Raw genomic sequence first — 21,402 nt, 5'->3', positions numbered from 1 at the left:
TCGGGTAAACGCCTGTACGCGCAACAGAAAAATGTGACGCCAAATACGGCAATTGCCCTGACATGATAAATGCTTCCTTAATGGAAAACGGCCCGGTGCCGTGGTTCTCAGGCCTGATGCCACCGATGCTTTCAATGGATACACTGCACAACCATGGATAGGGTCGACTGCGTCGTCATCGGAGCCGGCGTGGTCGGGCTCGCGGTGGCTCGAAAGCTTGCCCAGGCCGGGCGCGAGGTGATCGTGCTCGAGGAAGCCGAGGCCATCGGCACCATCACCTCCTCGCGCAACAGCGAGGTGATCCATGCCGGGATCTATTACCGCGCCGGCAGCTGGATGGCGCGCATGTGCGTCAGCGGCAAGCATGAGCTGTACCGCTACTGCGGCGAGCGCGGCATCCCGCACAAGAACTGCGGCAAGCTGATCGTCGCGACCAGCGCCAAGGAGACCGAGAAGCTGCAATCGATCAAGGCGCATGCCGAGGCCAATGGCGTGCTCGACATGCAGCTGCTCACGGGCGAAGCCGCACGCGCGCTGGAGCCGGCGCTCGCCTGCGATGCCGCGCTGCTCTCGCCATCGACCGGCATCATCGACAGCCACGCCTACATGCTCTCGCTGCGCGGCGAGGCCGAGGCGGCCGGCGCGGCCTTTGCGTTTCACACCCCGCTGATCCGCGCCAAGGCAGCCGGCGATGTGATCGAGATCGAGGCCGGCGGCGAAGCGCCGATGACGCTGCAATGCGGCCTGCTCGTCAACGCCGCCGGGCTCTCGGCGACAACGGTCGCACGCCATATCGACGGCATGCCGATCGACCGGATTCCGCCGGCCTATCTCGCCAAGGGAAACTATTTCAGCTGCAACGCCAGAGCACCATTCTCGCACCTGATCTATCCGGTGCCCGAGCCAGGCGGGCTCGGCGTGCATCTGACGCTGGACATGGCCGGGCAGGCACGCTTCGGCCCCGACGTGGAGTGGATCGAGACGATCAATTACGAGGTCGATCCGTCACGCGCCGAACGCTTCTATCCGGCGATCCGGAGATACTGGCCGACGCTGCCCGACGGCGCGCTGATGCCGAGCTATTCAGGCATTCGCCCGAAGATCGTGCCGCCGGCGGTGGCCACGCAGGATTTTCTGATGCAGGGCCCGCGCGATCACGGCGTCGAAGGCCTGATCAACCTGTTCGGCATCGAATCGCCGGGACTGACGTCGTCGCTCGCGATCGCGGATCACGTCGCTGAGCTCGCAGGCATCTAGGGGATTTTCCATCGGAGCGGAAAGGCTCCAAGCGCCGCGCAAATAACTTTGCACGCTGCGCACCTTCATGCAGGGATGAGCGCAACAGCTCTCACCCCTGCATGAAAGGGTAAGTTCAACTCTACACTGTTACAGGGGTTACTAGTGGAGCGTGTCGCCGGTGTGCTTCAAACGCTCGATCTGGTCCTTGACCATCAACTTCCGTCGCTTCAACTCAACAATTTGCAGGTCGTCTGTTGAAAGGTGCACGAGAGCTTCGTGCAATTCGTTTTCGAGCGTTTTGTGCTTCCGTTCCAATTCAACCAGATGTGCCTGAATTGTCATTCGAAACCTCCTCGGTAGGGGGAAACCTTGGATTCGATCCGGACAAACAAGTGTACATCACCGATTCGTTCTGTCGATATGTATCCGTCGTCGCAGCGTCATTTTTGAAAATTCATATGTAACGAATCGTGAGTAAGGAACCACGCTGGAAAAATCCATGATATCAACGTGCTTGCGCAACGCCGCAACGAATCGTCGAAATATCTTGCGAGAGTTCGGTGAGCGGCGGCCCGAGATCGCTTGCGATCACGGCGCGCAAGGACGATAATTTCCACAGGGCATCCACAGCCTTGAATCTCACGCCCATCGGGTTTTCGGCCACCGCGAACATGACCAATGAAGACGAGCGTGAGCTCGAAGCCGAGCTCACCCGGTTGCAGCAAGAACACCGAGATCTCGACGCCGCGATCGATGCGATGCATCAATCGCCTGCCCCCGACCTGTTGCGGTTACAACGGTTGAAGAAGCGCAAGCTGTTGTTGCGCGACCGTATCGCGTTCATCGAAGACCAGATCACGCCGGACATCATCGCCTGAACCGCGAGGCCCTTTTTCGTGGCAGCACGCCGCATCCGAATCCGCTTGACTCGAAAAGAACAAAATAGGAACATTTGGACATCCCAACGCCCAGGAAACGCCCAGGAAACCCCCGAGGACAACGCAGATGTCGGCAACCGCCCTTCTCGACAACAGCCATTATGAACAGGCCTGCGACCAGGCGATCGCGATGTGCGACGGCAATCTGCGTAGCACCATCAAGGCGCTGATCATGGCCAACGAATATCTGGAAGCAGAGCTGGAAGAATTACAGGCGGCGATTTCAGCCGGCTGCATTCCCGAGACCGCACGCAGCAAGGTGCGGAGCAACAGCAGCGCCGCCTGAGTTCAACATCGGAGCAACGCCATGTCGGATGTGACCTACTACGTTGCAATGCCCTTCCTGATCGATGCCGACGGATCGCCTGTCGCGGGCGCCGCGGAGGAATGCCAGAGCTCGGCGGCCGCGTTGCGGCGCGCCGAGATCCTGGCGCACGGTGCCGGCCATATCGGCGCGGTTGCGTTCAGCCGCAGCGGCGATCCCATGACCGGCGAATTCGGCGACGCCACGCTGCTGCGTAAATTCGGCAACGTGCCGGAAGATCTGGCCACGCTGTAAGGGTTGTTGCTTGAGCATGATCTCCGCGCAACGCGGTCCGCATTTGTCGCGAAGATCGTGCCCTAGTTGCTGACCAGCCTGATCAGCGGCTCGTGCCGCCGGTGCGCCTTGCGCACATACATGGCGGCATCAGCCTCCTCCAGCGCGCGGCCTGCATCGGACTGCGCCCCCAGCAGCGCGACACCTGCGGAGGCGCCCGCGGTCACGCGCTGACCGCGAAAGGCAAACGACAATTCGTCGATCGCCTGCTCGAAGGCCGCTGCCTTCGCCTTGGCGTCGGTCTCGCTGAGATTCCAGAGCAGCAACGCAAACTCGTCGCCACCAAGCCGGCCGACCACGTCCGAGGCGCGGACCTGCCGCGTCAGGGTGGCCGCAATCGCCTTGAGCACCTCGTCTCCGGCGGCATGGCCGAAGGAATCGTTGATGGGCTTCAGGCGATCGACGTCGAGGACGATCAGCGCGCCGCTGGCGCGGTAGCGCTTCATGTAGGCGATGGCGCGCGCGAGCTCGCGCTCGAAGCCGCGCCGGTTCGGAATCTCGAGCAGGAAATCGGTGTCGGCCGCAGCTTCCAGTTCCGCGACCCGGCGTTCCGCCTCCTTGAGCTTGCCCCGCAAGCCGCGGATGGTCGCCCTGAGGTCGTCGGCGGCCGACGCTCCGCGCCGCGCCGGCTTGGCCGAGCGCTTCGCCAGTCGCCTGGGGGCGGCTTTGGAGCGGCTGGCGCTGGTCTTTCGGCCCTTTTTGGCCTTCGCAGCGCTCGCCCTTTTTGGTTTCTTCATGGGCATCCTGCTCAATGAAGGCTTGCGGGGATTCACCAAGACAGGATAGTGCATTCCCTTCTCCTTGCCACCGCCTTGCGAGCCACCGGCCGGAACCGTTAATCTGGCCTATCTTTCTGTTTTCCGAGCACAATTGACGTCATGACCGCGCCGATCGCCATCATCATGGGAAGCCAGTCGGACTGGGATACGATGCGGCATGCCGCCGACACGCTCGCAGCGCTCGGCGTTGCCGCCGATACCCGCATCGTTTCGGCACACCGCACCCCCGACCGGCTGTTTGCATTCGCCAAGGGCGCCAAGGCGGCGGGCTACAAGGTCATTATCGCCGGCGCGGGCGGCGCTGCGCATCTGCCCGGCATGGCGGCGGCGCTGACGGAACTGCCCGTGTTCGGCGTTCCCGTCGAATCCAGGACGCTCAAGGGCATCGATTCGCTCTATTCGATCGTGCAGATGCCCGCGGGCATCCCGGTCGGCACCCTCGCCATCGGCAAGGCCGGCGCGATCAACGCGGCGCTGCTTGCGGCTTCAGTGCTCGCATTGTCCGATCCGGCCCTGGCCGACCGTCTCGCCGCCTGGCGCAAGGCACAGACCGAGGCGGTTGCGGAGCGCCCGGAGGACAAGGCGTGACTGACGCAAAGCAGGTGAAGCTGAAGCCCGGCGACACCATCGGAATCCTCGGCGGCGGACAATTGGGGCGGATGCTCGCCATGGCTGCGGCGCGGCTCGGCCTGCGCTGCCAGGTATTCTCGCCCGATCCGGACTCGCCCGCCTTCGACGTCGTGCTGAACGCGACCTGCGCCGAATATGCCGACGTCGAAGCGCTCGAGCTGTTCGCCAACGACGTCGACGTCATCACCTACGAATTCGAGAACGTGCCGTCTGCCGCCGCGATGGTGCTGGACGCGCGCCGCCCGGTGCTGCCCAACCGCAAGATCCTCGAGACCACCCAGGACCGGCTCGCCGAGAAGGATTTCGTGACGCGGCTCGGCATCGGCACCGCAGCCTATGCCGACGTCACCTCGGTCTCCTCGCTGCGCGAGGCGATCGTCCGGATCGGCCTCCCTGCGGTGCTGAAAACCCGCCGCTTCGGCTACGACGGCAAGGGCCAGGCCATCATCCGCGAGGGCGACGACATCGCCAAGGTGTGGACCAGCCTCGCCACCAAATCGGCGATCCTCGAAGCCTTCATCCCGTACGAGCGCGAAATCTCCGTGATTGCGGCGCGCTCGGCGACCGGCCAGGTCGAGTGCTTCGACGTCACCGAGAACGAGCACCGCGACCACATTCTGAAGATATCCCGCGCCCCCGCACAGATTCCGGATGCGCTCGCGGAAGAAGCGCGCAGCATCGCCGGCAAGATCGCCGGGGCGCTCGATTATGTCGGCGTGCTCGCGGTCGAGATGTTCGTGCTCGCCAACGGCACCGGGCCGAAGGTGCTGGTCAACGAGATCGCTCCGCGCGTGCACAATTCCGGACACTGGACGCTCGACGGCGCCTCAGTCTCGCAGTTCGAGCAGCACATCCGCGCCATTGCCGGCTGGCCGCTCGGCAAGGCCGTGCGCCACGGCGAAATCGTCACCATGACCAATCTGATCGGCGACGAGATCAACGATTACGAGAAGTGGCTGAGCGTGCCGGGCGTGACCGTGCACATCTACGGCAAGGGCGCGCCGCGCCCCGGCCGCAAGATGGGCCACGTCACCGAAGTCAGGCCGACGAAGGGCAAGTAGCGGGACCGCGGCGCATGCCGCGATCCCGCCTTTCGATCAGGCCGTCTTCACGCCCGCGACGACGCCAGAGGGCTCCTCGCTGAGCCAGCGATAGAGCACCCCGCCCAGCGCGCCGCCGATCAGCGGAGCGACCCAGAACAGCCAGAGCTGCGACAGCGCCCAGCCGCCGACGAACAGTGCGGGCCCGGTGCTGCGCGCCGGGTTCACCGACGTGTTGGTGACGGGGATGCTGACGAGATGGATCATCACCAGCGCGAGCCCGATCGCGAGCGGAGCGAAGCCCGCGGGCGCGCGGCCATGGGTGGCGCCCATGATGACGAACAGGAACATCATGGTCATCACCACCTCGGTGACGAAGCAGGCGATCAGGCTGTACTGGCCGGGCGAATGCGCGTCGTAGCCGTTCGACGCAAAACCCTTGCTGACGTCGAATCCGGGAGCACCGCTGGCGATTATGTAAAGCAGCTGGGCGGCGACGATCGCGCCGCAGACCTGTGCGATCACGTAAGGCAGGATCTGTCCCGCCGGGAAGCGTCCTCCGGCGGCAAGCCCGACGGTGACGGCCGGGTTGAGGTGGCAGCCCGAGATGTGCCCGATTGCATAGGCCATGGTGACGACGCTTAAGCCGAACGCCAGGGACACGCCGACCAGGCCGATTCCGACCTGCGGAAAGCCGGCGGCGATCACCGCGCTGCCGCAGCCTGCGAATGTGAGCCAGAATGTGCCGATCGCCTCGGCAGCGTATTTCTTCATATCCATGTGACGTCTCCCCTAATTCCAGGAATTTCCGGAGCAAAGCTCCGGGAACTGCCCCACCCTTGGCGCCGAATCACCCAAATCGGGGCCGTACGGAGGTATTTTCGCCTTATTTAATGGCTGAACTTGGCCCGAAAATCTGCTTGGCAGGTGGACATCGCGGGTTTTGTCTGATACATCCGCGCCCTCAAGGTTAAGGGCTTGTGCGTTTCGCCATCCCCTTTGACTTACCAGAATTCAAATCCGATCCACTGAAGAGGATGCCGCGTGCAGGTTCTCGTTCGCGATAACAATGTCGATCAAGCCCTCAAGGCGCTGAAGAAGAAGATGCAGCGTGAGGGAATTTTCCGCGAGATGAAGCTCCGCGGTCATTACGAGAAGCCCTCCGAGAAGAAGGCCCGTGAAAAGGCCGAGGCCGTGCGCCGCGCGCGCAAGCTGGCCCGCAAGAAGCTGCAGCGCGAAGGCCTGCTGCCGATGAAGCCGAAGCCGGTGTTCGGCGCCGGTCCCGGTGGTGATCGTGGCGGCCGTAGCAGCGGCCCGGGTGCGGGTCCGCGCGGACCGCGCTGATTCCGCCTGACTTGCAAGACTTCAGTTTTCCAAGACTTCAGTTTTCGATGACGCGGGCCCTTGGCCCGCGTTATTGTTTTGTGAGCGGTGCCTTCTCTGGGACGGGGGCACTACCGATGCGGCACCAGCGCGAGCGAACCGTAGATGGCCTCCCCTTTCCCCGAACGCCGCTTGGCGCGGCTACGCCAGATCTGGCGACAGCCGTTCGCGCTCGGCTTGATGGGGATCGTGCTGTGCGGCTGCTCCTTCGATCTCGGCTCCATGATGCCCGAGAAGGAGAAGCCGCAGGAGGCGCCCAAGGCGGCTGCGACGGCCGCCGACAGCGCGGTCAGCGCCGGCAATGTCAGCGAGGCCCAGGCTCACACCGCAAAAGGCCAGACCCTGGCAAAGGCGGGGGAGACGGCTGGCGCGCTGGACGAGTTCAACCGGGCCGTCGCGCTCGATCCCTATAACGCGCAGGCACTTTATGGTCGCGCCCTGATCTATCAGGGCAACAACGAGCATAATTTCGCCATCGCCGATTTCAGCGCCGCCAACGGGCTCAATCCGCAAAAGGTCGAGCCGTTGCTCGGCCGCGCCATCAGCTATCTCGCCCTCGGCAAGGTCAAGGAAGCGGCGGCCGATCTCGATGAGGCCTCTGAGGTCGATCCGCACAACGCGCAGGTGTGGACCACGCGCGGACAGGCCTATGAGCGGCTGGGTGACAAGGCCAAGGCGGCCACATCCTACAACAAGGCGGTCGCGCTACGTCCACGCGACGATACCGCCCGCAGCGGTCTCGCCCGCGTCGGCGGCTGACAGCGCGGCTAGAGCTGCTCGTTTTGACGCGTTTTCTTCACGCGAAGCGGTGTCCACGTCGCTCGAAGACGCTCTCAGCCACCGCCTTAATCGGGGGTGGCGCTCTTCGGCAGGACGGAGTGGAACATCGACTTCATGCCCGACAGCATCTCGTCGGCGACATTGGTCTTCTTCGGCCGCGGCATGGTCGCGCCGGCATCGGCACGCAGGTCGAGTGGCGGCGCGATCACCGGCACCGGAATGTCGGCCGGCGGCGTCATCCGGTTCGGATCGTCGTTGCCGATCGAGGCGGTGTAGGGCGGATTGACCGGCGACGCGCCGCCATTGCCATAGGCTTCGGACGAAGGCGTCGACACCGTGATCGGCGGCGGCAGCGGACGGAGCGCGGACGGCTCAGCAGGAATGACGCGCGGGGCTTCCGGGGTGCGGGAGGCTTCCCGAACCGCAGGCTCCGGCGATCTCTCGACCGACTTGGTTTCAGCCGGCCGGGCTTCGGAAGGCTTGCTCTCGGAAGACTTGGTTTCGGAAGATCTGGCCTCGGCGGCCTTGCCCTCAGGCGACTTGCGCAGGCGCTCGATCGCGGCGCGCGCGAGATCGTTGGCGTCGGGCGTCGCAGCCGGGGACGCCGGTGCCGAATTGGCCTCGACCACCGGGGTGGTGGCGGGAGCCGTGACAGCCGGAGCGGACTTGGCGGCCGCCTTCTCACGCGCCGGGTTGCGGCCGCGCGGGCCGGCCTCGGCGGGAGCAACGTCCGCGGCCTTGGTCTCGGCCGGGTGTTCGCCGGATTTGTCGGCCGGCTTCTCGGCCGCCGCCTTGTCGGTCACGCTCTTCTCGGAGACGCCTTTGGCCTTGACGCCGGGCGCCGGGAGGTTGGCCACATCGGAGGGCTTGCCGCTCTTGCCGGCATCGGCAGGCGCTACCACGGCCGCGGGGGCATCGGCCGCCGGCTTGGCGTTGATGTAGTGGTTAACGATGTACGCCCCGATGATCGTCGCGAGCACCGAGGGGAGAATATCCATCGAGATTTTAGCGAGGTATTTCAGCATTTCTCGGCCACTCCCCGCGCGATCAGATGCGGGAACTTTGGGGCATTGTAAGGGATCAACTGCGACGGATCGATGGCAAAGGGTTCGCCCGCCTTACGGCTTCAGCTCGATCTCAAGGAACACGATCTCGGTTGAGGTTTCGTTAAGTACGTCGTGTTGGACGCCGGCCTTGCGAAAGTAAGATTTTCCGGCCGCGAGCTGCGCCTTGGAACGCTCGCCGCCGGGCGCCACGATGGTCATCTCGCCGGCGACGACGGGAACAATGACATAGTCCATGCCGTGGGTGTGATGCCCGGTCGCGCTGCCCGGGTCGAGCCGCCACTCGGTCACCCGGACCTGCTCGTTGTCGATCTGAACCTCGGATTTGGCGGCAAGCATCGGGAATTTCCTTCTACGGCACGAAAACCATGAACACGTAGACGGCAAATACCACCATATGGACCAGCCCGAACAGGACATTGGTCCTGCCGGTGCCGAAGGTCAGCATGCTCAACAAGAATGTCAGGAACAGGAGTGCGGTGTTCGCCGGGTTCAGGCCCAGCACGAGCGGCTGGTCGAGCAGGTAGGTGGCGATCCCGACCGCCGGAATGGTCAGGCCGATGGTTGCGAGCGAGGACCCGAGCGCCAGGTTGATGCTCTTCTGGAGGTCGTTCTTGCGCGCCGCCGCAATCGCCGAGACACCCTCCGGCATCAGGATCAGGAGGGCGACGAGGAGGCCCGCGAACGCCGGCGGGGCGCCGATCTGAACGGCGACCGCGTCCACCACCAGCGAGAACTTCTTGGCGAGGAGGACGACCGCCAGCAGCGAGATCAGCAGCAGCACGATGCTGAGCACCAGCATTCTGCCCGACAAATGCGCCTCCCCGCCCTCGCCGTCCGCCCTCTCGTGGACGAAGTAGTCCTTGTGCAGGACGGTCTGGGTGTAGAGGAACACGCCGTAGAGCACGATCGTTGCGAGATCGACGAAGCCGAGCTGGAGCGTCGAATAGATCGGGCCCGGCGTCGTCAGCGTGTAGTTGGGCATGATCAGGGTGATGGTTGCCATCGCAATCAGCACGCTGAGATAGACGTTGGCGCCCGAGACCTGAAAGCCCTGCTCGCGATAGCGCATGCCGCCGATGAAGACGCAGAGGCCGACCAGGCCGTTGCAGACGATCATCACGACCGCGAACACGGTGTCGCGGGCGAGCTCCGGGGCCGGCTTGTCGCCCAGCATGATCGTGGTGATCAGTGCGACCTCGATGATGGTCACCGCCAGCGTCAGCAGCAGCGTGCCATAGGGCTCGCCGATGCGCTCGGCGATCACCTCGGAATGATGAACGGCCGCGAAGACGGTGCCGAACAGGATCACCAGGAGCACGATCGCGAACAGGGCTCCGCCCGCCGTCAGCGTAAAGCTGTAGCCGGTCGCGGTCACGATCAGGAACAGCAGCACCGCCAGAGCGGGGAAGATCCAGGACGACCGCGGCATCGGTCCGTGTGCGCTCATGCGGGCGATTCCTTCCAATGGGAGACCGATTATGCGCGAGAAGATCGCATCCGTCAGCCCTCAGGACCCATTGATGAAGTTTCGTGCGATCTCGATGGCGCCAAAGCTGCCGAGATCGTCGTGCCCGCCGCCGGGAATGCGGACGAACTGCTTCGGCTCGCGGGCCAGCGCAAACAATTTCTCGCCGAATGCGATCGGGATGGTCTGGTCCTGCGCGCCATGCATGATCAGGAGCGGAGCCGTGACGCGTGCGATGCGCTCATCCGAGTGGAAGGGGTCGCGGATCAGGAGGCGAACCGGAGCGAACCAGAAATGCGCGGCGGCGACGTCGGCGATCGACGAATAGGGCGCCTCGAGGATCAGCTTCCCGACCGGATGTTCGGAGGCGACGGCGACCGCAACGCCGGTCCCGAGCGAGAAGCCCCAGGCGACGAGGCGCCGGGCGTCATAGCGCGCCACCGCGAACGCGTACGCGGCCGCGCCATCGCGCAGCAGGCCATCTTCGCCCGGTGCGCCGCTGGAGCCCGAATAGCCGCGATAGGACAGCGCGACGAGACCGGTGCCGTCAGCCGTGATCGCCTTGAAGTGGCCGGCAAGGCCGGCCAGAGAATCGCCGTTGCCGTGGAAGAACAGCACCACGGCACGGCCAGGCTTTGGCGGCACGTGCCAGACGATGACCTTCTCGCCGTCAGACGTCGTCAGGACATGCTCTTCGGCGTCTGGAAGTCCCGCGGCGGCAGGCGCCGTGCGCTCGGCCGTCGGAATCGGAAACAGCATGGCGCGCTGTTTGGCAAACAACAGGACGAGACCGGCGAGGTAGCCGGCCGCGAGGATGGTGGCGGTCCATTTCAGGAATGTCATCGCGGCCCGCCATTCCGGAGTTCAGGATTTGCGGCGGCTCGTGAGCAGTTTGAGAACGTCCGGCCGGATGCTCAAGGGAATCTCGCGGCAGCCGCACGCCGCCGCATGGGCAACGTGCCACGCGACACGCTGCTCGCGCGTCGCCTTCGGTGGCATGCGATGGGACCGGTGCCACTCCTTGTTCAGGGCCACGGTCCGCTCGCCTTCCCGCCCTACATCGCCTTGACGATGTTCTCGGTGACCTTCTTGGCGTCGCCGAGCAGCATCATGGTGTTGTCGCGATAGAACAGCGGATTGTCGATACCGGCATAGCCCGAGGCGAGCGAGCGCTTGATGAACATGACGGTGCCGGCCTTCCAGACCTGGAGGACGGGCATGCCGTAGATCGGCGAGGTCTTGTCCTCTTCGGCCGCCGGGTTGGTGACGTCGTTGGCGCCAATCACGAAGGCGATGTCGGCCTGCGCGAATTCGGAGTTGATGTCCTCGAGCTCGAACACCTCGTCGTAGGGGACGTTGGCCTCGGCGAGCAGCACGTTCATGTGGCCGGGCATGCGGCCCGCGACCGGATGAATGGCGTACTTCACCTCGACGCCTTCCTTCTTCAGGATGTCGCCCATTTCGCGCAGCGCGTGCTGGGCCTGCGCCACCGCCATGCCGTAGCCGGGCACGATGATGACCTTCTGCGCATTCTTCATGATGAAGGCGGCGTCGTCGGCCGAGCCGAGCTTGGCGGGCTTCTGCTCGCCGCCGCCAGCGCCGGCCGCGGCGGTCTCGCCGCCAAAGCCACCGAGGATGACCGAGATGAAGGACCGGTTCATCGCGTGGCACATGATGTAGGACAGGATCGCACCCGACGAGCCGACCAGCGCGCCGGTGATGATCAGCGCGGAATTGCCCAGCGTGAAGCCGATGCCGGCCGCAGCCCAGCCGGAATAGGAGTTCAGCATCGAGATCACGACCGGCATGTCGGCGCCGCCGATCGGGATGATCATGAGCACGCCGAGCGCCAGCGCGATGATGACGATCAGCCAGAAGTCGAGCGCGCTGCCCGACATCACCAACCCGACGATGAAGACGACGAGCGCGATCGCGAGCGCGATGTTGATGACGTGGCGGAACGGCAGGATGATCGGCGCGCCGCTCATGCGCGCGGACAGCTTCAGGAACGCGATCACCGAGCCGGTGAAGGTCAGCGCGCCGATGGCGACGCCGAGCGACATCTCGACCAGGCTCTGCGGATGGATGTTGCCGGGCGTGCCGATGTCGAAGGCTTCCGGCGCGTAGAACGCGCCGGCGGCGACCAGCACCGCGGCCATGCCGACCAGCGAGTGGAAGGCGGCGACCAGTTCCGGCATCGAGGTCATCGGCACGCGGCGGGCGATCACCGCGCCGATGCCGCCGCCGATCGCGATACCGACGATGACGAGCACCCAGGCGAGGCCGTCTGCCGGCGGATGGTTGGCGAGCGTGGTGGCGACCGCGATCGCCATGCCGATCATGCCGAACAGATTGCCCTGGCGCGACGAAGCCGGGCTCGACAGCCCGCGCAGCGACAGGATGAACAGCACTCCCGCCACGAGATACAAAAATGCAGAGAGGTTGGCGCTCATCTCAGGTCCCCATTGATCCCTTCAGCCCGAGGTGGCCGCTTACTTCGACTTCTTCTTGTACATCGCCAGCATCCGCTGGGTGACAAGGAAGCCGCCGAAGATGTTGATGCAGGCGAAGATCAGAGCGACGAAGCCGAAGGCGCGTGCCCAGCCCGAGCCGCTCGAGACATTGGCGACGCCGCCGGCGAGGAGCGCGCCGACCACGATCACCGAGGAGATTGCGTTGGTCACGCTCATCAGCGGCGTGTGCAGCGCCGGCGTCACCGACCACACCACGAAATAACCGACGAAGACGGCAAGGACGAAAATCGACAGCCGGAAGACGAAGGGGTCGACGACCTGTGCAACATGCTCCATGGCGGCTCTCCTAAGCTTTCGGCTGGAAGTTCGGGTGAATCACGGCGCCGTCCTTGGTGAGCGCCGTCGCCTTCACGAGTTCGTCGTCCCAATTGACGGCAAGAGCCTTGCTGCCCTTGTCGACCAGGGTCTCGATGAAATTGAACAGGTTGCGCGCGTAGAGGCTGGAGGCGGACGCCGCGACGCGGCCGGCAACGTTGGTGTAGCCGACGATCTTGATGCCATCGACATCGGCGACCTCGCCCGGCCTCGCGCCTTCGACATTGCCGCCGCGCTCGACGGCGAGATCGACCAGCACCGAACCCGGCTTCATCGACTTGACCATGTCGGCCGAAACGAGCTTCGGCGCCGGCCGGCCCGGAATCAGCGCCGTCGTGATCACGATGTCCTGCTTCTTGATGTGTTCGGCGGTGAGCGCGGCCTGCTTGGCCTGGTATTCCTTGGACATTTCCTTGGCGTAGCCGCCGGCGGTCTGCGCGTTCTTGAACTCCTCGTCCTCGACGGCGAGGAATTTTGCGCCGAGCGATTCCACCTGCTCTTTCGTCGCGGGCCGCACGTCGGTCGCGGTGACGATGGCGCCGAGACGGCGCGCGGTCGCGATCGCCTGGAGGCCGGCAACGCCGACGCCCATCACGAACACCTTTGCGGCGGGCACGGTGCCGGCGGCAGTCATCATCATCGGGAAGGCGCGGCCGAAGGCCTCGGCCCCCTCGATCACGGCGCGGTAGCCGGCAAGGTTCGCCTGAGACGACAGCACGTCCATCACCTGCGCACGGGTGATGCGCGGCATCAGTTCCATCGCGAAGGCGGAGACGCCGGAATCGGCGATCGTCTTCAGCGCGGCCTCGTTGCCGTAGGGGTCCATGATGGCGATGACGAGCGCACCGCGCTTGTACTGCGCGAGCTCGGAGGCTTCGGGACGCTTCACCTTGATGATGATGTCGGCGTCCTTCAGCGCATCGGCGCTGACGGTGGCGCCCACGGCGGTGAATTCGGAATCCGGCAGGCCCGATTTGAGGCCAGCGCCCGGCTCGACGGCGATCTCGGCGCCCAACGCCTTGAACTTCTTCACCGTATCAGGCGAAGCGGCGACACGCGGCTCCGACGGATCGATTTCCTTGGCAACGGCGATCTTCATAGGCCCTCCGGCGACGCGGGACAGCGCGCGCGCAAACTTAAGCGTTACTCCCGCAGCGTTCGATACCGGTTTTGGGACCGGCTTGGATGCAAATTTTGTAGGCGGCAGCTGCTGCTGACGTGTGCAGCTGCCGATAGGTCAGGTCAGGAAGATCGCCATCAGGATCACGATGAGCGCGACCGAGGCCGTGCCGTACTTCACCAGCTTGATGAAGCCCTCATAGGTCTGCTCGTGGGCAACGTAGTCGTTGCCGTCGGCGGTGGTGTACGCCACTTCGCTATGGTCAGCCATGTATTGTCCCCAGTCGAAAGTCGAATTCTTGGGCTGGGATACCGCAAACCTTCGGGCAGGGCAACGGCACCGATGGCCGGTTTTCGGGCAAATCAGGTGATTTGGAATTCCGATTGCCGGGAATCCGGCTGTCGCGCTGCTCAGCCCTGATCGATCATCGTGGCGGTGACGCTCGCGGTTTGCCGCCGAGGTACCGGAAGACCGAGCGCCTCGCGGACCGCGTCGATCGCCGGCTCGCCCGCTTCAGTGAATCGGGCCATATGCGGATCGACGCCGGACCCGACCGCGACCGGATTGTCACCGGACAGGAAACCGTGCGCCATGTGGAAGCCCAGCGCGCGGTAGACCTCGAACTGCTCCTCCGAGAAGAACTGGTCACCCGTGGTCTCGTGCGGGAAGCGGTCGTTTCGCCGCGCGTAGTCCCGGATGTAGTCGTTCTCGTCGCCATTGAGCGACGATTTGACGTAAACGAGATAACCCTGCTCGTCGCCTCCGTAGTCGATGGTGCCGATCGCGACGTGGACGTGGTCTCGCGCAATGTCGTCGCGCTCGTCGGCCGCGCCGGGATCACCCGCCTTGTCGGCATTGCGCGCCATCAGCGCACGCGTGCGCTCGCGAATCGGCGTCCATGGCAGGTCGATGCGGACGCCGAGATCGATGCGGGCGTAACGCTGTAACGTCATCAGGGAACCGAAATTCATCGGCGCATCGGCTTCCGCATCGACCGCGATGATCACCTTGCAGCGGCGGCGCAACAGCTCGTAGACGCCGAGATTCTCGATATGACCGCCGTCCGTCAGATAGACGCTGTCGCTGTTCTCGTACAGGCGCCCCGAGATCTCCGACCAGAAATAGATCGGCGTGGAGCGGCGCTGCGGCCGGACACGCTCATCGACGTAACGCGGGTTCTTCAGCCAATAGCCGAGCCGGACGTTGAGGAGCGCAAGCGTGGGCGTCAGCGCCTTGATCGAGCTCGAACCCATGTTCGAGGAGGCCGCGGCTCCGGAAATCGCCATTGCGGTGGCGAGATCGAGACTTTGCTCGTCGTCCTGCACCAGATCGGTGGGCGCATAGCCCGTCGCCTCGCTGCCGACGTTCAGGGCGGAGAACACGAAGAAGTCCGCGTTGCGTCCGCGCCGGTTGGCAAAGTCGGAGCCCTGAATATTCAGCGCCGTATTGATGAGCTGATAGGGCGCGTGCAGCTTCGGCGCAGCCGGCTGCCCTGGAATCCGGGCCGTCGCGGCCGGAGCGGCGTAGAGATCCGTCAGCTTCATGCGATCGAGCGCCTTGAAATCGCGCCCCTGGTCGAGACTGGCTTCGGCGGGCGCGACGCGCCCGTCGGCCGAACGCGTCGGATCGAACAGGAAGGCCTTGCTCAGGCGATCGCGATAGAGCCGGTGCAACGAGTTCGCATTCGGCGTCAGGCAGAACGAGATGGCGAACAGCAGGGCGCCGGCGAACGTGTAGAGGATCACCATGTGCAGGCTGTAGGAGTAGGCGAGCTCCGAAGCATTGCCCTGGAACAGGCTGGGAAAACGAACCTGAACCACCTGCCCCGCTTTCTGAGCCAGGAACAGGAGCCAGGCGGGCGTGTGCCAGATCGGCGTCAACTGCTCGGCATCTGCCACGACCTGCGGTGCGGCTTTCGGCGTGATTTCCGCCGACAAGGTCCCCTTGCTGACATCGAACTGAATCCTGCCTGCGAGGCTTCCGGACGGCGCGTTCGATTTGGCATTGACCAGGCACTCTCGCTGGGAGGTTGCGCCCATAACGGACGGGCACCTCTCGAACAGATCGTTGGCGATGCCCCAATAGGATAGATAGAGGTATGCGACCCAGATGACGAGCGGAAGCGCAAGGCCCGCGATCCATAGCGCGACCTTGGCCACGACCGCGAGCACAAGCGAACCCCATTGCGAGGATGCGCTGTTGCCCTTCAGCAATTCCACGAATTGCTGCCTGAACGCGGTGACGAAGACACCGATTGGCGCAGCCACTGCCGCGAGCGACTTGATCCAGGTGATCGCAACCGCAGCAGCCGGTCCACCGATTGCGCTGCTCTCGGCGACATCGAACATCTGCTCCAGCATGAAGGGTTGAAACTCGAAGAAGGCGATCACCGCCAGCAGCACCAGGAAGGTCGCGCCCATGCTCGGCCAGTGCGAACGGAACTCCTGCCGCTTGCCGGGGCTCGCGAGCGACTGCTTGAGCGCCCATCCGAAAAACAGGACGCCCCCGATGATTGCGATCGACAGGCTCAACGCAAAATGCTGGACCTTGAGAAACCGGGCGAAGTCGCACGCGACGCCCAGCAACAATGCGATCCCGCCAATATAGGCGAACACGACGCTGGGACCGCTGCCGCGGACGGAGCGGGAGGTGAAATAGGCGAGCCCGCTGCAAGCGAACATCACGAGCGCGACGACCAGGCCGAATGTGCTGAAACCGTAACGATCGATGTCGCTGAAATCATGCAGCTCGCACAACGACCTGTTGTTGAGACTGATGCCGAAGATGTTCGCATCCGTCAGGCAGCTCCGCAGCGGCGTTGACCAGATGGTGATGGCGGCAAGCAGCAGCACGATGGGCAACGTCAACCCGATATTGGCGACCAGTCCCCGCACGACGATCGCAACTCCGGTCAGGAGATCGCGGGCACCGGCGGGGATCAGATAGTTGGAATAGTTGCGCAGGTGTCCGACCGACGGCGTATCGCTGATCTCGGCGGACGTGACGGTTCCGCCGGCGGGTCTCTCGCCGAACACAAAGCGCCGTGCGGTCGTCATGGTGGCGCTGAGCGAGGTGCCGATATAGCCGCCGCCCGACACCGTGGAGAGATAGTCGATCCGGCCGATCAGGTTGTGGTGGTTCAGTGCCTGGAGCACGCCGAGGCAAACGGCCGACGAGCGAATGCCACCGCCGGACAACGCAAGTCCGACGACGTCGAGCAACTGGCAGGGTTGCAGGCCGTCGGCGTCGAGGCGCCGTTCCGGCTCGCGGCGGGTGTTGATCGCCTCGATCTCATCGCAAACGATCTGATGGTGCTTCTCGCACCAGGGCGTTTCCTGATCGACGGCGGCAGCATTTCTCGCCATCGGAACCGGCGTGGCGGGCCCTTGATGGAGCATGGGTGCCTCCCCAGGGAGAAACCGATCAATCCACAATCAATAGTAGAAAATCATTTCCGAGTATCTGTTGAGTTAGTCTTGCGGGCCGCGCGAACGTTCAATCGCACGTAGCAAATCGCCGGCCTCCGCCGCGAAGGTCGCCCACGCCCACGGATGGAACTGGGGGCCGCAAAAAAACCTGCGGCACCCGCATTCCGTGCGCCCGGAAGGAACTCGCGCTTCGCCTCAGCCCATCGCCTCGAGCTCGTCGATCATCCCGGCGATGAGCGAGAGACCGCCGTCCCAGAATTTGGGATCCTTGGCATCGAGCCCGAACGGCCGCAGCAGCTCGGAATAATGCTTGGTGCCGCCGGCGGCGAGCATGTCGAGGTAGCGCTCGGCAAAGCCCTCGGCCGCATTCTCGTAGACGGCGTAGAGCGAGTTCACGAGACAATCACCGAAGGCATAGGCGTAGACGTAGAACGGCGAGTGGATGAAGTGCGGGATGTACATCCAGTAGTTCTCGTAGCCCGCCTTGATCTCGATCGCCGGCCCGAGGCTCTCGCCCTGCACCGACAGCCAGATCTCACCGAGCCGCGTCGCGGTGAGCTCGCCGTTCTTGCGCTCGGTGTGGACCGCGCGCTCGAACGAATAGAACGCGATCTGCCGCACCACCGTGTTGATCATGTCCTCGACCTTGCCGGCGAGCAGCGCCTGGCGCTGCCGGGCGCTCTTGGTCTGCGCCAGCAACCGCCGGAAGGTCAGCATCTCGCCGAACACGCTCGCGGTCTCGGCCAGCGTCAGCGGCGTCGGCGCCATCAGCGCGCCGTTCTTCGCGGCCAGCACCTGGTGCACGCCATGGCCGAGCTCATGCGCGAGCGTCATCACGTCGCGCGGCTTGCCCTGGTAGTTCATCAGCACGTAAGGATGCGCCGACGGCGTGGTCGGATGTGAGAACGCGCCCGGCGCCTTGCCGGGGCGAACCGGCGCGTCGATCCAGCGATCGGTGAAGAAGCGCTCGGCGATCTCGGCCATTTTGGGCGAGAAGCCGCGATAGGCCGTCAGCACCATGTTGCGCGCATCGGGCCAGCCGATGACGTCGGTCGCGGCGAACGGCAGCGGCGCGTTGCGGTCCCAATAAGCCAGCCGCTTCTTGCCGAACCACTTCGCCTTCAACGCATAATAGCGATGCGACAGCTTTGGATAGGCCGCGCGCACCGAGGCGACCAGCGCGTCCACCACCTCGCGCTCGACGCGATTGCTCAGATGCCGAGAATCCGCGACGTCCTTGAACCCACGCCAATTGTCGGAGATGTCCTTGTCCTTGGCGAGCGTGTTGGTGATCAGCGCAAAGGTGCGCTCATTGGCCTTGAAGGTCTTTGTCAACGCTTCGGCCGCAGCCTTGCGCTTTGTGCCGTCACGGTCCTGCAGGAAATTGAGCGTCGGCTCGATCGCGAGCTCTTTGGCGCCGACCTTGAAGCGCAGGCCGGAGATGGTCTGGTCGAACAGCCGGTTGAAGGCGGAATAGCCGGTCTGCGACTTCTCGAGGAAGAGCTGCTCGAGCTTGTCGTCGAGCTGGTACGGCTTCTCCTTGCGCAGATCCTCGATCCAAGGACGGTAATACGCGAGCTCGGCGGCCTGCATCGCGCGGTTCAAAATATCGTCATCGACGCGGTTGAGCTCGAGCGCGAAGAACAAGAGATGCGTGGACGCCGCCGTTAGCCGCTCGGAGACATCGCCGTAAAACTTTGAAATCGTGGGATCAACGCTGTCGCCGGCATGGACGAGACCGGCATAGGAGCCGAGACGGCCGGCGAGATCGTCGATCGCCTCATAGCGTCGCACCGCCTCGGCGAGCCATTTTCCGCCATCTTCGTTTGCTGTCCCTGTAGCGAGCTTGCCCTTGTAGTCGGTCTCGAACGCGACGCAATCGGCGTCCATCCTTTCGAGATCGCGCGCCACTTCCGGCGCATCGATCCCGGAATAGAGGTCGGCGAGGTTCCACTCCGGAAGCCTGCCGGTCTTGCCCGCAGGCTTTGCGGGCAAAGATTTGGAGGACTTTGCCTTGGCGGCGGATTTCCTGGTGCTTGGCTTGCGGAGAGCGGGCTTGCTGGAGGCAGATTTCTTGAGAGCAGATTTGGAGCGCGAATTCATTGTGTGGGAAACCTGTGTTCAACAAGCGCGACGGCGGGCGGGGGCATCAAGGTTTAAGAGTGCGTTAATCGGCTTCGGCCAGAGTGACCCGATTCGAGACAGATAGTAGTAGCGTGCGGGGAACACCATGGCTGCCTGTATTTTGATCGCCGACGACGACGCAGTAGCCCGCCGGCTGGTCGAGAACATGGTGCAGAAATGCGGCTATGAGACGGTCGTCGTGGACTCCGGCGACGCCGCGATCGCCGCCCTCACCGCCCCCGATGCACCGGCGATCGACGCCGTCATCCTCGATCTCGTGATGCCCGGCCTCGACGGCATGGGCGTGCTGGCGAAAATCCGCGAGGCCGGCCTCGGCGTCCCCGTCATCGTGCAGACCGCCCATGGCGGCATCGACAACGTGATCTCGGCGATGCGCGCGGGCGCGGCCGATTTCGTCGTCAAGCCGGTTGGCTTGGAGCGGCTCCAGGTCTCTCTGCGCAACGCACTCAATGCCTCCGCGCTCAAGGGCGAGTTGCAGCGTATCCGTCACAGCCGCGAGGGCCGGCTGACTTTCTCCGACATCATCACCCGCGCCGAGGCGATGGCGGCCGTGATGCGTGCCGCGCAGAAGGCCGCGGGCTCGTCGATCCCAGTGCTGATCGAGGGCGAGTCCGGCGTCGGCAAGGAGATGTTCGCACGCGCCATCCATGGCAGCGGCGAGCGCAAGGCTAAGCCGTTCGTCGCGGTCAATTGCGGTGCGATCCCCGACAATTTGGTCGAGTCGATCCTGTTCGGTCACGAGAAGGGCGCCTTCACCGGCGCCACCGAACGGCACACCGGCAAGTTCGTCGAGGCTCATGGCGGCACGCTGTTCCTGGACGAGGTCAGCGAGCTGCCGCTCACCGCGCAGGTCAAGCTGCTGCGCGCACTTCAGGAAGGCGCGGTCGAAGCGGTCGGCGGACGCAAGCCGTTGAAGGTCGACGTCCGGATCATCTCCGCGACCAACCGCAGGCTGCTGGAGCGGGTGAAGCAGGGCCATTTCCGCGAAGATCTGTTCTATCGCCTCCACGTGCTGCCGCTGACGATCCCCTCGCTGCGGGCGCGGCGTGAGGACATCCCGTATCTGCTCCGGCATTTCCTGGCGCGCTTTGCCGCCGAGGAGAATCGCCTCATCACCGGCATCAGCGGCGAGGCCGTCGCGCACCTCGCCCAGCTCGACTGGCCCGGCAACATCCGCCAGCTCGAAAACGCGGTCTACCGCGCGGTGGTGATGAGCGAGGGCGACCAGCTCGACCTTGCCGACTTCCCCCTGCTCACCTCGCAGCCGCATCTCGAGACCGACATCCCGACCGCGCCGCTGATGCTCGAGCCGATCGCGGCGCCCTCGGTGGTGTCGGGTGGTGAAATACCGATCGCGCCGCTGCCGCTGGCGGGCACCCTTTCCATGCTGACCCCCACCGGCGACGTCCGCCCGCTGGAGGACATGGAGAGCGAGATCATCCGTTTCGCGATCTCGCATTATCGGGGGCAGATGTCCGAGGTCGCCCGCCGCCTCAAAATCGGCCGGTCCACGCTCTACCGCAAGCTCGACGAAGCCGGGGTTCCCGGACATGGCGGCAAAAGCGGTGAGGAGACGCCCTGAGCCTCATGCGAACGGAGGTTCGCCTGGCGTTGCGATGACGCCGCAAGCCCTTCGCATTACGGCAAAATCCGGCTGCGACGTGAACCGTGACTTGGAAGTGACAGACACATGGAAAAGCGTCTGCCAAAGCCGCACAATCCGTTGCAAACGGGCTTTCTTGAAGTCAGTTTGTCGTGAGTTGTCCCGGGTAGCGCTGGCCGCCCAAACGGGGCCTGTATATCGTCTGCGTAGGATTCGTTCGTCCGCGTATGAATCGTTGCGTGCAGGCGTGCAACTTTCGAGCGGCCGGCGCAGTTTAGCCCGAAGCTCATTAGGCGATAATGAAGCTGTTCCACGAGGGACAGTTCACCCGAGGGGTG

General features: G+C 64.3%; 22 protein-coding genes. 9 read left to right on the top strand and 13 right to left on the bottom strand.

Going from position 1 to position 21,402, the window contains the following annotated elements:
• Nucleotides 1-153: 153 nt before the first annotated feature.
• Nucleotides 154-1,257, top strand: a complete 1,104-nt coding sequence (locus AC0L3X_RS14430; RefSeq protein WP_063981129.1) for an NAD(P)/FAD-dependent oxidoreductase — start codon at nt 154-156, stop codon at nt 1,255-1,257.
• A 141-nt stretch (nt 1,258-1,398) separates the two neighbouring features.
• Here AC0L3X_RS14430 and AC0L3X_RS14425 read toward each other — a convergent pair whose 3' ends face one another.
• On the bottom strand, nt 1,399-1,581 hold the full coding sequence (locus AC0L3X_RS14425) for a YdcH family protein (protein WP_008131172.1): 183 nt from the start codon (nt 1,579-1,581) through the stop codon (nt 1,399-1,401).
• A gap of 329 nt (nt 1,582-1,910) precedes the next feature.
• Between AC0L3X_RS14425 and AC0L3X_RS14420 the strand changes: the two genes are divergently transcribed.
• The 3 genes from AC0L3X_RS14420 (at nt 1,911) to AC0L3X_RS14410 (ending at nt 2,736) form a co-directional block, all read left to right on the top strand.
• Complete coding sequence (locus tag AC0L3X_RS14420; protein WP_063986093.1) at nt 1,911-2,117, top strand: YdcH family protein; 207 nt, start codon at nt 1,911-1,913, stop codon at nt 2,115-2,117.
• A gap of 127 nt (nt 2,118-2,244) precedes the next feature.
• Complete coding sequence (locus tag AC0L3X_RS14415) at nt 2,245-2,463, top strand: hypothetical protein (RefSeq protein ID WP_014492449.1); 219 nt, start codon at nt 2,245-2,247, stop codon at nt 2,461-2,463.
• A 21-nt stretch (nt 2,464-2,484) separates the two neighbouring features.
• Complete coding sequence (locus tag AC0L3X_RS14410) at nt 2,485-2,736, top strand: hypothetical protein (protein ID WP_063981128.1); 252 nt, start codon at nt 2,485-2,487, stop codon at nt 2,734-2,736.
• Nucleotides 2,737-2,798: 62 nt separating this feature from the next.
• Here the strand turns inward: AC0L3X_RS14410 and AC0L3X_RS14405 are convergent, their stop codons facing one another.
• A complete protein-coding gene (locus tag AC0L3X_RS14405) occupies nt 2,799-3,512 on the bottom strand; it encodes a GGDEF domain-containing protein (protein WP_084794966.1) in 714 nt (237 codons plus the stop codon).
• A gap of 141 nt (nt 3,513-3,653) precedes the next feature.
• Here AC0L3X_RS14405 and purE point away from each other — a divergent pair, with 141 nt between their 5' ends.
• Both purE and AC0L3X_RS14395 read left to right on the top strand, forming a co-directional pair.
• The gene (gene purE / locus AC0L3X_RS14400) at nt 3,654-4,142 is read left to right on the top strand and encodes a 5-(carboxyamino)imidazole ribonucleotide mutase (protein WP_063981126.1); all 489 of its coding nucleotides are present in this window, start codon (nt 3,654-3,656) and stop codon (nt 4,140-4,142) included.
• The gene (locus tag AC0L3X_RS14395) at nt 4,139-5,245 is read left to right on the top strand and encodes a 5-(carboxyamino)imidazole ribonucleotide synthase (protein WP_063981125.1); all 1,107 of its coding nucleotides are present in this window, start codon (nt 4,139-4,141) and stop codon (nt 5,243-5,245) included. The genes purE and AC0L3X_RS14395 overlap by 4 nt, the downstream gene beginning before the upstream one ends.
• A gap of 36 nt (nt 5,246-5,281) precedes the next feature.
• On the opposite strand, the gene aqpZ is transcribed toward AC0L3X_RS14395, so the two are convergent.
• Complete coding sequence (gene aqpZ, locus AC0L3X_RS14390; RefSeq protein ID WP_063981124.1) at nt 5,282-6,004, bottom strand: aquaporin Z; 723 nt, start codon at nt 6,002-6,004, stop codon at nt 5,282-5,284.
• Nucleotides 6,005-6,268: 264 nt separating this feature from the next.
• Here aqpZ and rpsU point away from each other — a divergent pair, with 264 nt between their 5' ends.
• The gene (gene rpsU, locus AC0L3X_RS14385; RefSeq protein WP_063981123.1) at nt 6,269-6,568 is read left to right on the top strand and encodes a 30S ribosomal protein S21; all 300 of its coding nucleotides are present in this window, start codon (nt 6,269-6,271) and stop codon (nt 6,566-6,568) included.
• Between the two features lie 144 nt (nt 6,569-6,712).
• Entirely contained in the window at nt 6,713-7,366 is a 654-nt protein-coding gene (locus AC0L3X_RS14380; protein WP_166080021.1) for a tetratricopeptide repeat protein, read from the top strand.
• An 86-nt stretch (nt 7,367-7,452) separates the two neighbouring features.
• Here the strand turns inward: AC0L3X_RS14380 and AC0L3X_RS14375 are convergent, their stop codons facing one another.
• From AC0L3X_RS14375 to AC0L3X_RS14330, 10 genes are all read right to left on the bottom strand, one after another.
• Nucleotides 7,453-8,412, bottom strand: a complete 960-nt coding sequence (locus AC0L3X_RS14375; RefSeq protein WP_063981121.1) for a hypothetical protein — start codon at nt 8,410-8,412, stop codon at nt 7,453-7,455.
• 93 nt (nt 8,413-8,505) lie between these two features.
• Nucleotides 8,506-8,790: a cupin domain-containing protein gene (locus AC0L3X_RS14370; RefSeq protein ID WP_063981120.1), complete on the bottom strand. Its 285-nt coding sequence runs from the start codon at nt 8,788-8,790 to the stop codon at nt 8,506-8,508.
• A gap of 13 nt (nt 8,791-8,803) precedes the next feature.
• Nucleotides 8,804-9,901 carry a calcium:cation antiporter gene (locus AC0L3X_RS14365; RefSeq protein WP_063981119.1) on the bottom strand — a complete coding sequence of 366 codons (1,098 nt, stop codon included), beginning with the start codon at nt 9,899-9,901 and terminating at the stop codon, nt 8,804-8,806.
• A 60-nt stretch (nt 9,902-9,961) separates the two neighbouring features.
• Nucleotides 9,962-10,762, bottom strand: coding sequence for an alpha/beta hydrolase (locus AC0L3X_RS14360; RefSeq protein WP_135216416.1), 801 nt, complete (start codon nt 10,760-10,762; stop codon nt 9,962-9,964).
• Between the two features lie 212 nt (nt 10,763-10,974).
• Nucleotides 10,975-12,372, bottom strand: a complete 1,398-nt coding sequence (locus tag AC0L3X_RS14355; RefSeq protein ID WP_063981117.1) for an NAD(P)(+) transhydrogenase (Re/Si-specific) subunit beta — start codon at nt 12,370-12,372, stop codon at nt 10,975-10,977.
• Between the two features lie 39 nt (nt 12,373-12,411).
• Nucleotides 12,412-12,729 carry a proton-translocating transhydrogenase family protein gene (locus AC0L3X_RS14350; protein ID WP_063981116.1) on the bottom strand — a complete coding sequence of 106 codons (318 nt, stop codon included), beginning with the start codon at nt 12,727-12,729 and terminating at the stop codon, nt 12,412-12,414.
• Nucleotides 12,730-12,739: 10 nt separating this feature from the next.
• Complete coding sequence (locus AC0L3X_RS14345) at nt 12,740-13,867, bottom strand: Re/Si-specific NAD(P)(+) transhydrogenase subunit alpha (protein WP_063981115.1); 1,128 nt, start codon at nt 13,865-13,867, stop codon at nt 12,740-12,742.
• A gap of 138 nt (nt 13,868-14,005) precedes the next feature.
• Nucleotides 14,006-14,158 carry an aa3-type cytochrome c oxidase subunit IV gene (locus AC0L3X_RS14340; RefSeq protein WP_008136857.1) on the bottom strand — a complete coding sequence of 51 codons (153 nt, stop codon included), beginning with the start codon at nt 14,156-14,158 and terminating at the stop codon, nt 14,006-14,008.
• 140 nt (nt 14,159-14,298) lie between these two features.
• On the bottom strand, nt 14,299-17,286 hold the full coding sequence (locus tag AC0L3X_RS14335; protein WP_063981114.1) for a patatin-like phospholipase domain-containing protein: 2,988 nt from the start codon (nt 17,284-17,286) through the stop codon (nt 14,299-14,301).
• A 225-nt stretch (nt 17,287-17,511) separates the two neighbouring features.
• Complete coding sequence (locus AC0L3X_RS14330) at nt 17,512-19,419, bottom strand: M3 family oligoendopeptidase (protein ID WP_354132152.1); 1,908 nt, start codon at nt 19,417-19,419, stop codon at nt 17,512-17,514.
• A 127-nt stretch (nt 19,420-19,546) separates the two neighbouring features.
• Here AC0L3X_RS14330 and AC0L3X_RS14325 point away from each other — a divergent pair, with 127 nt between their 5' ends.
• Nucleotides 19,547-21,043 (top strand): sigma-54-dependent transcriptional regulator, encoded by a 1,497-nt coding sequence (locus AC0L3X_RS14325; RefSeq protein WP_063981112.1) that lies wholly within the window; start codon nt 19,547-19,549, stop codon nt 21,041-21,043.
• Nucleotides 21,044-21,402: the final 359 nt, after the last annotated feature.

It is taken from the genome of Bradyrhizobium sp. MI1.7, from assembly GCF_055811795.1.
This window is presented reverse-complemented; position numbering and strand designations above follow the sequence as displayed.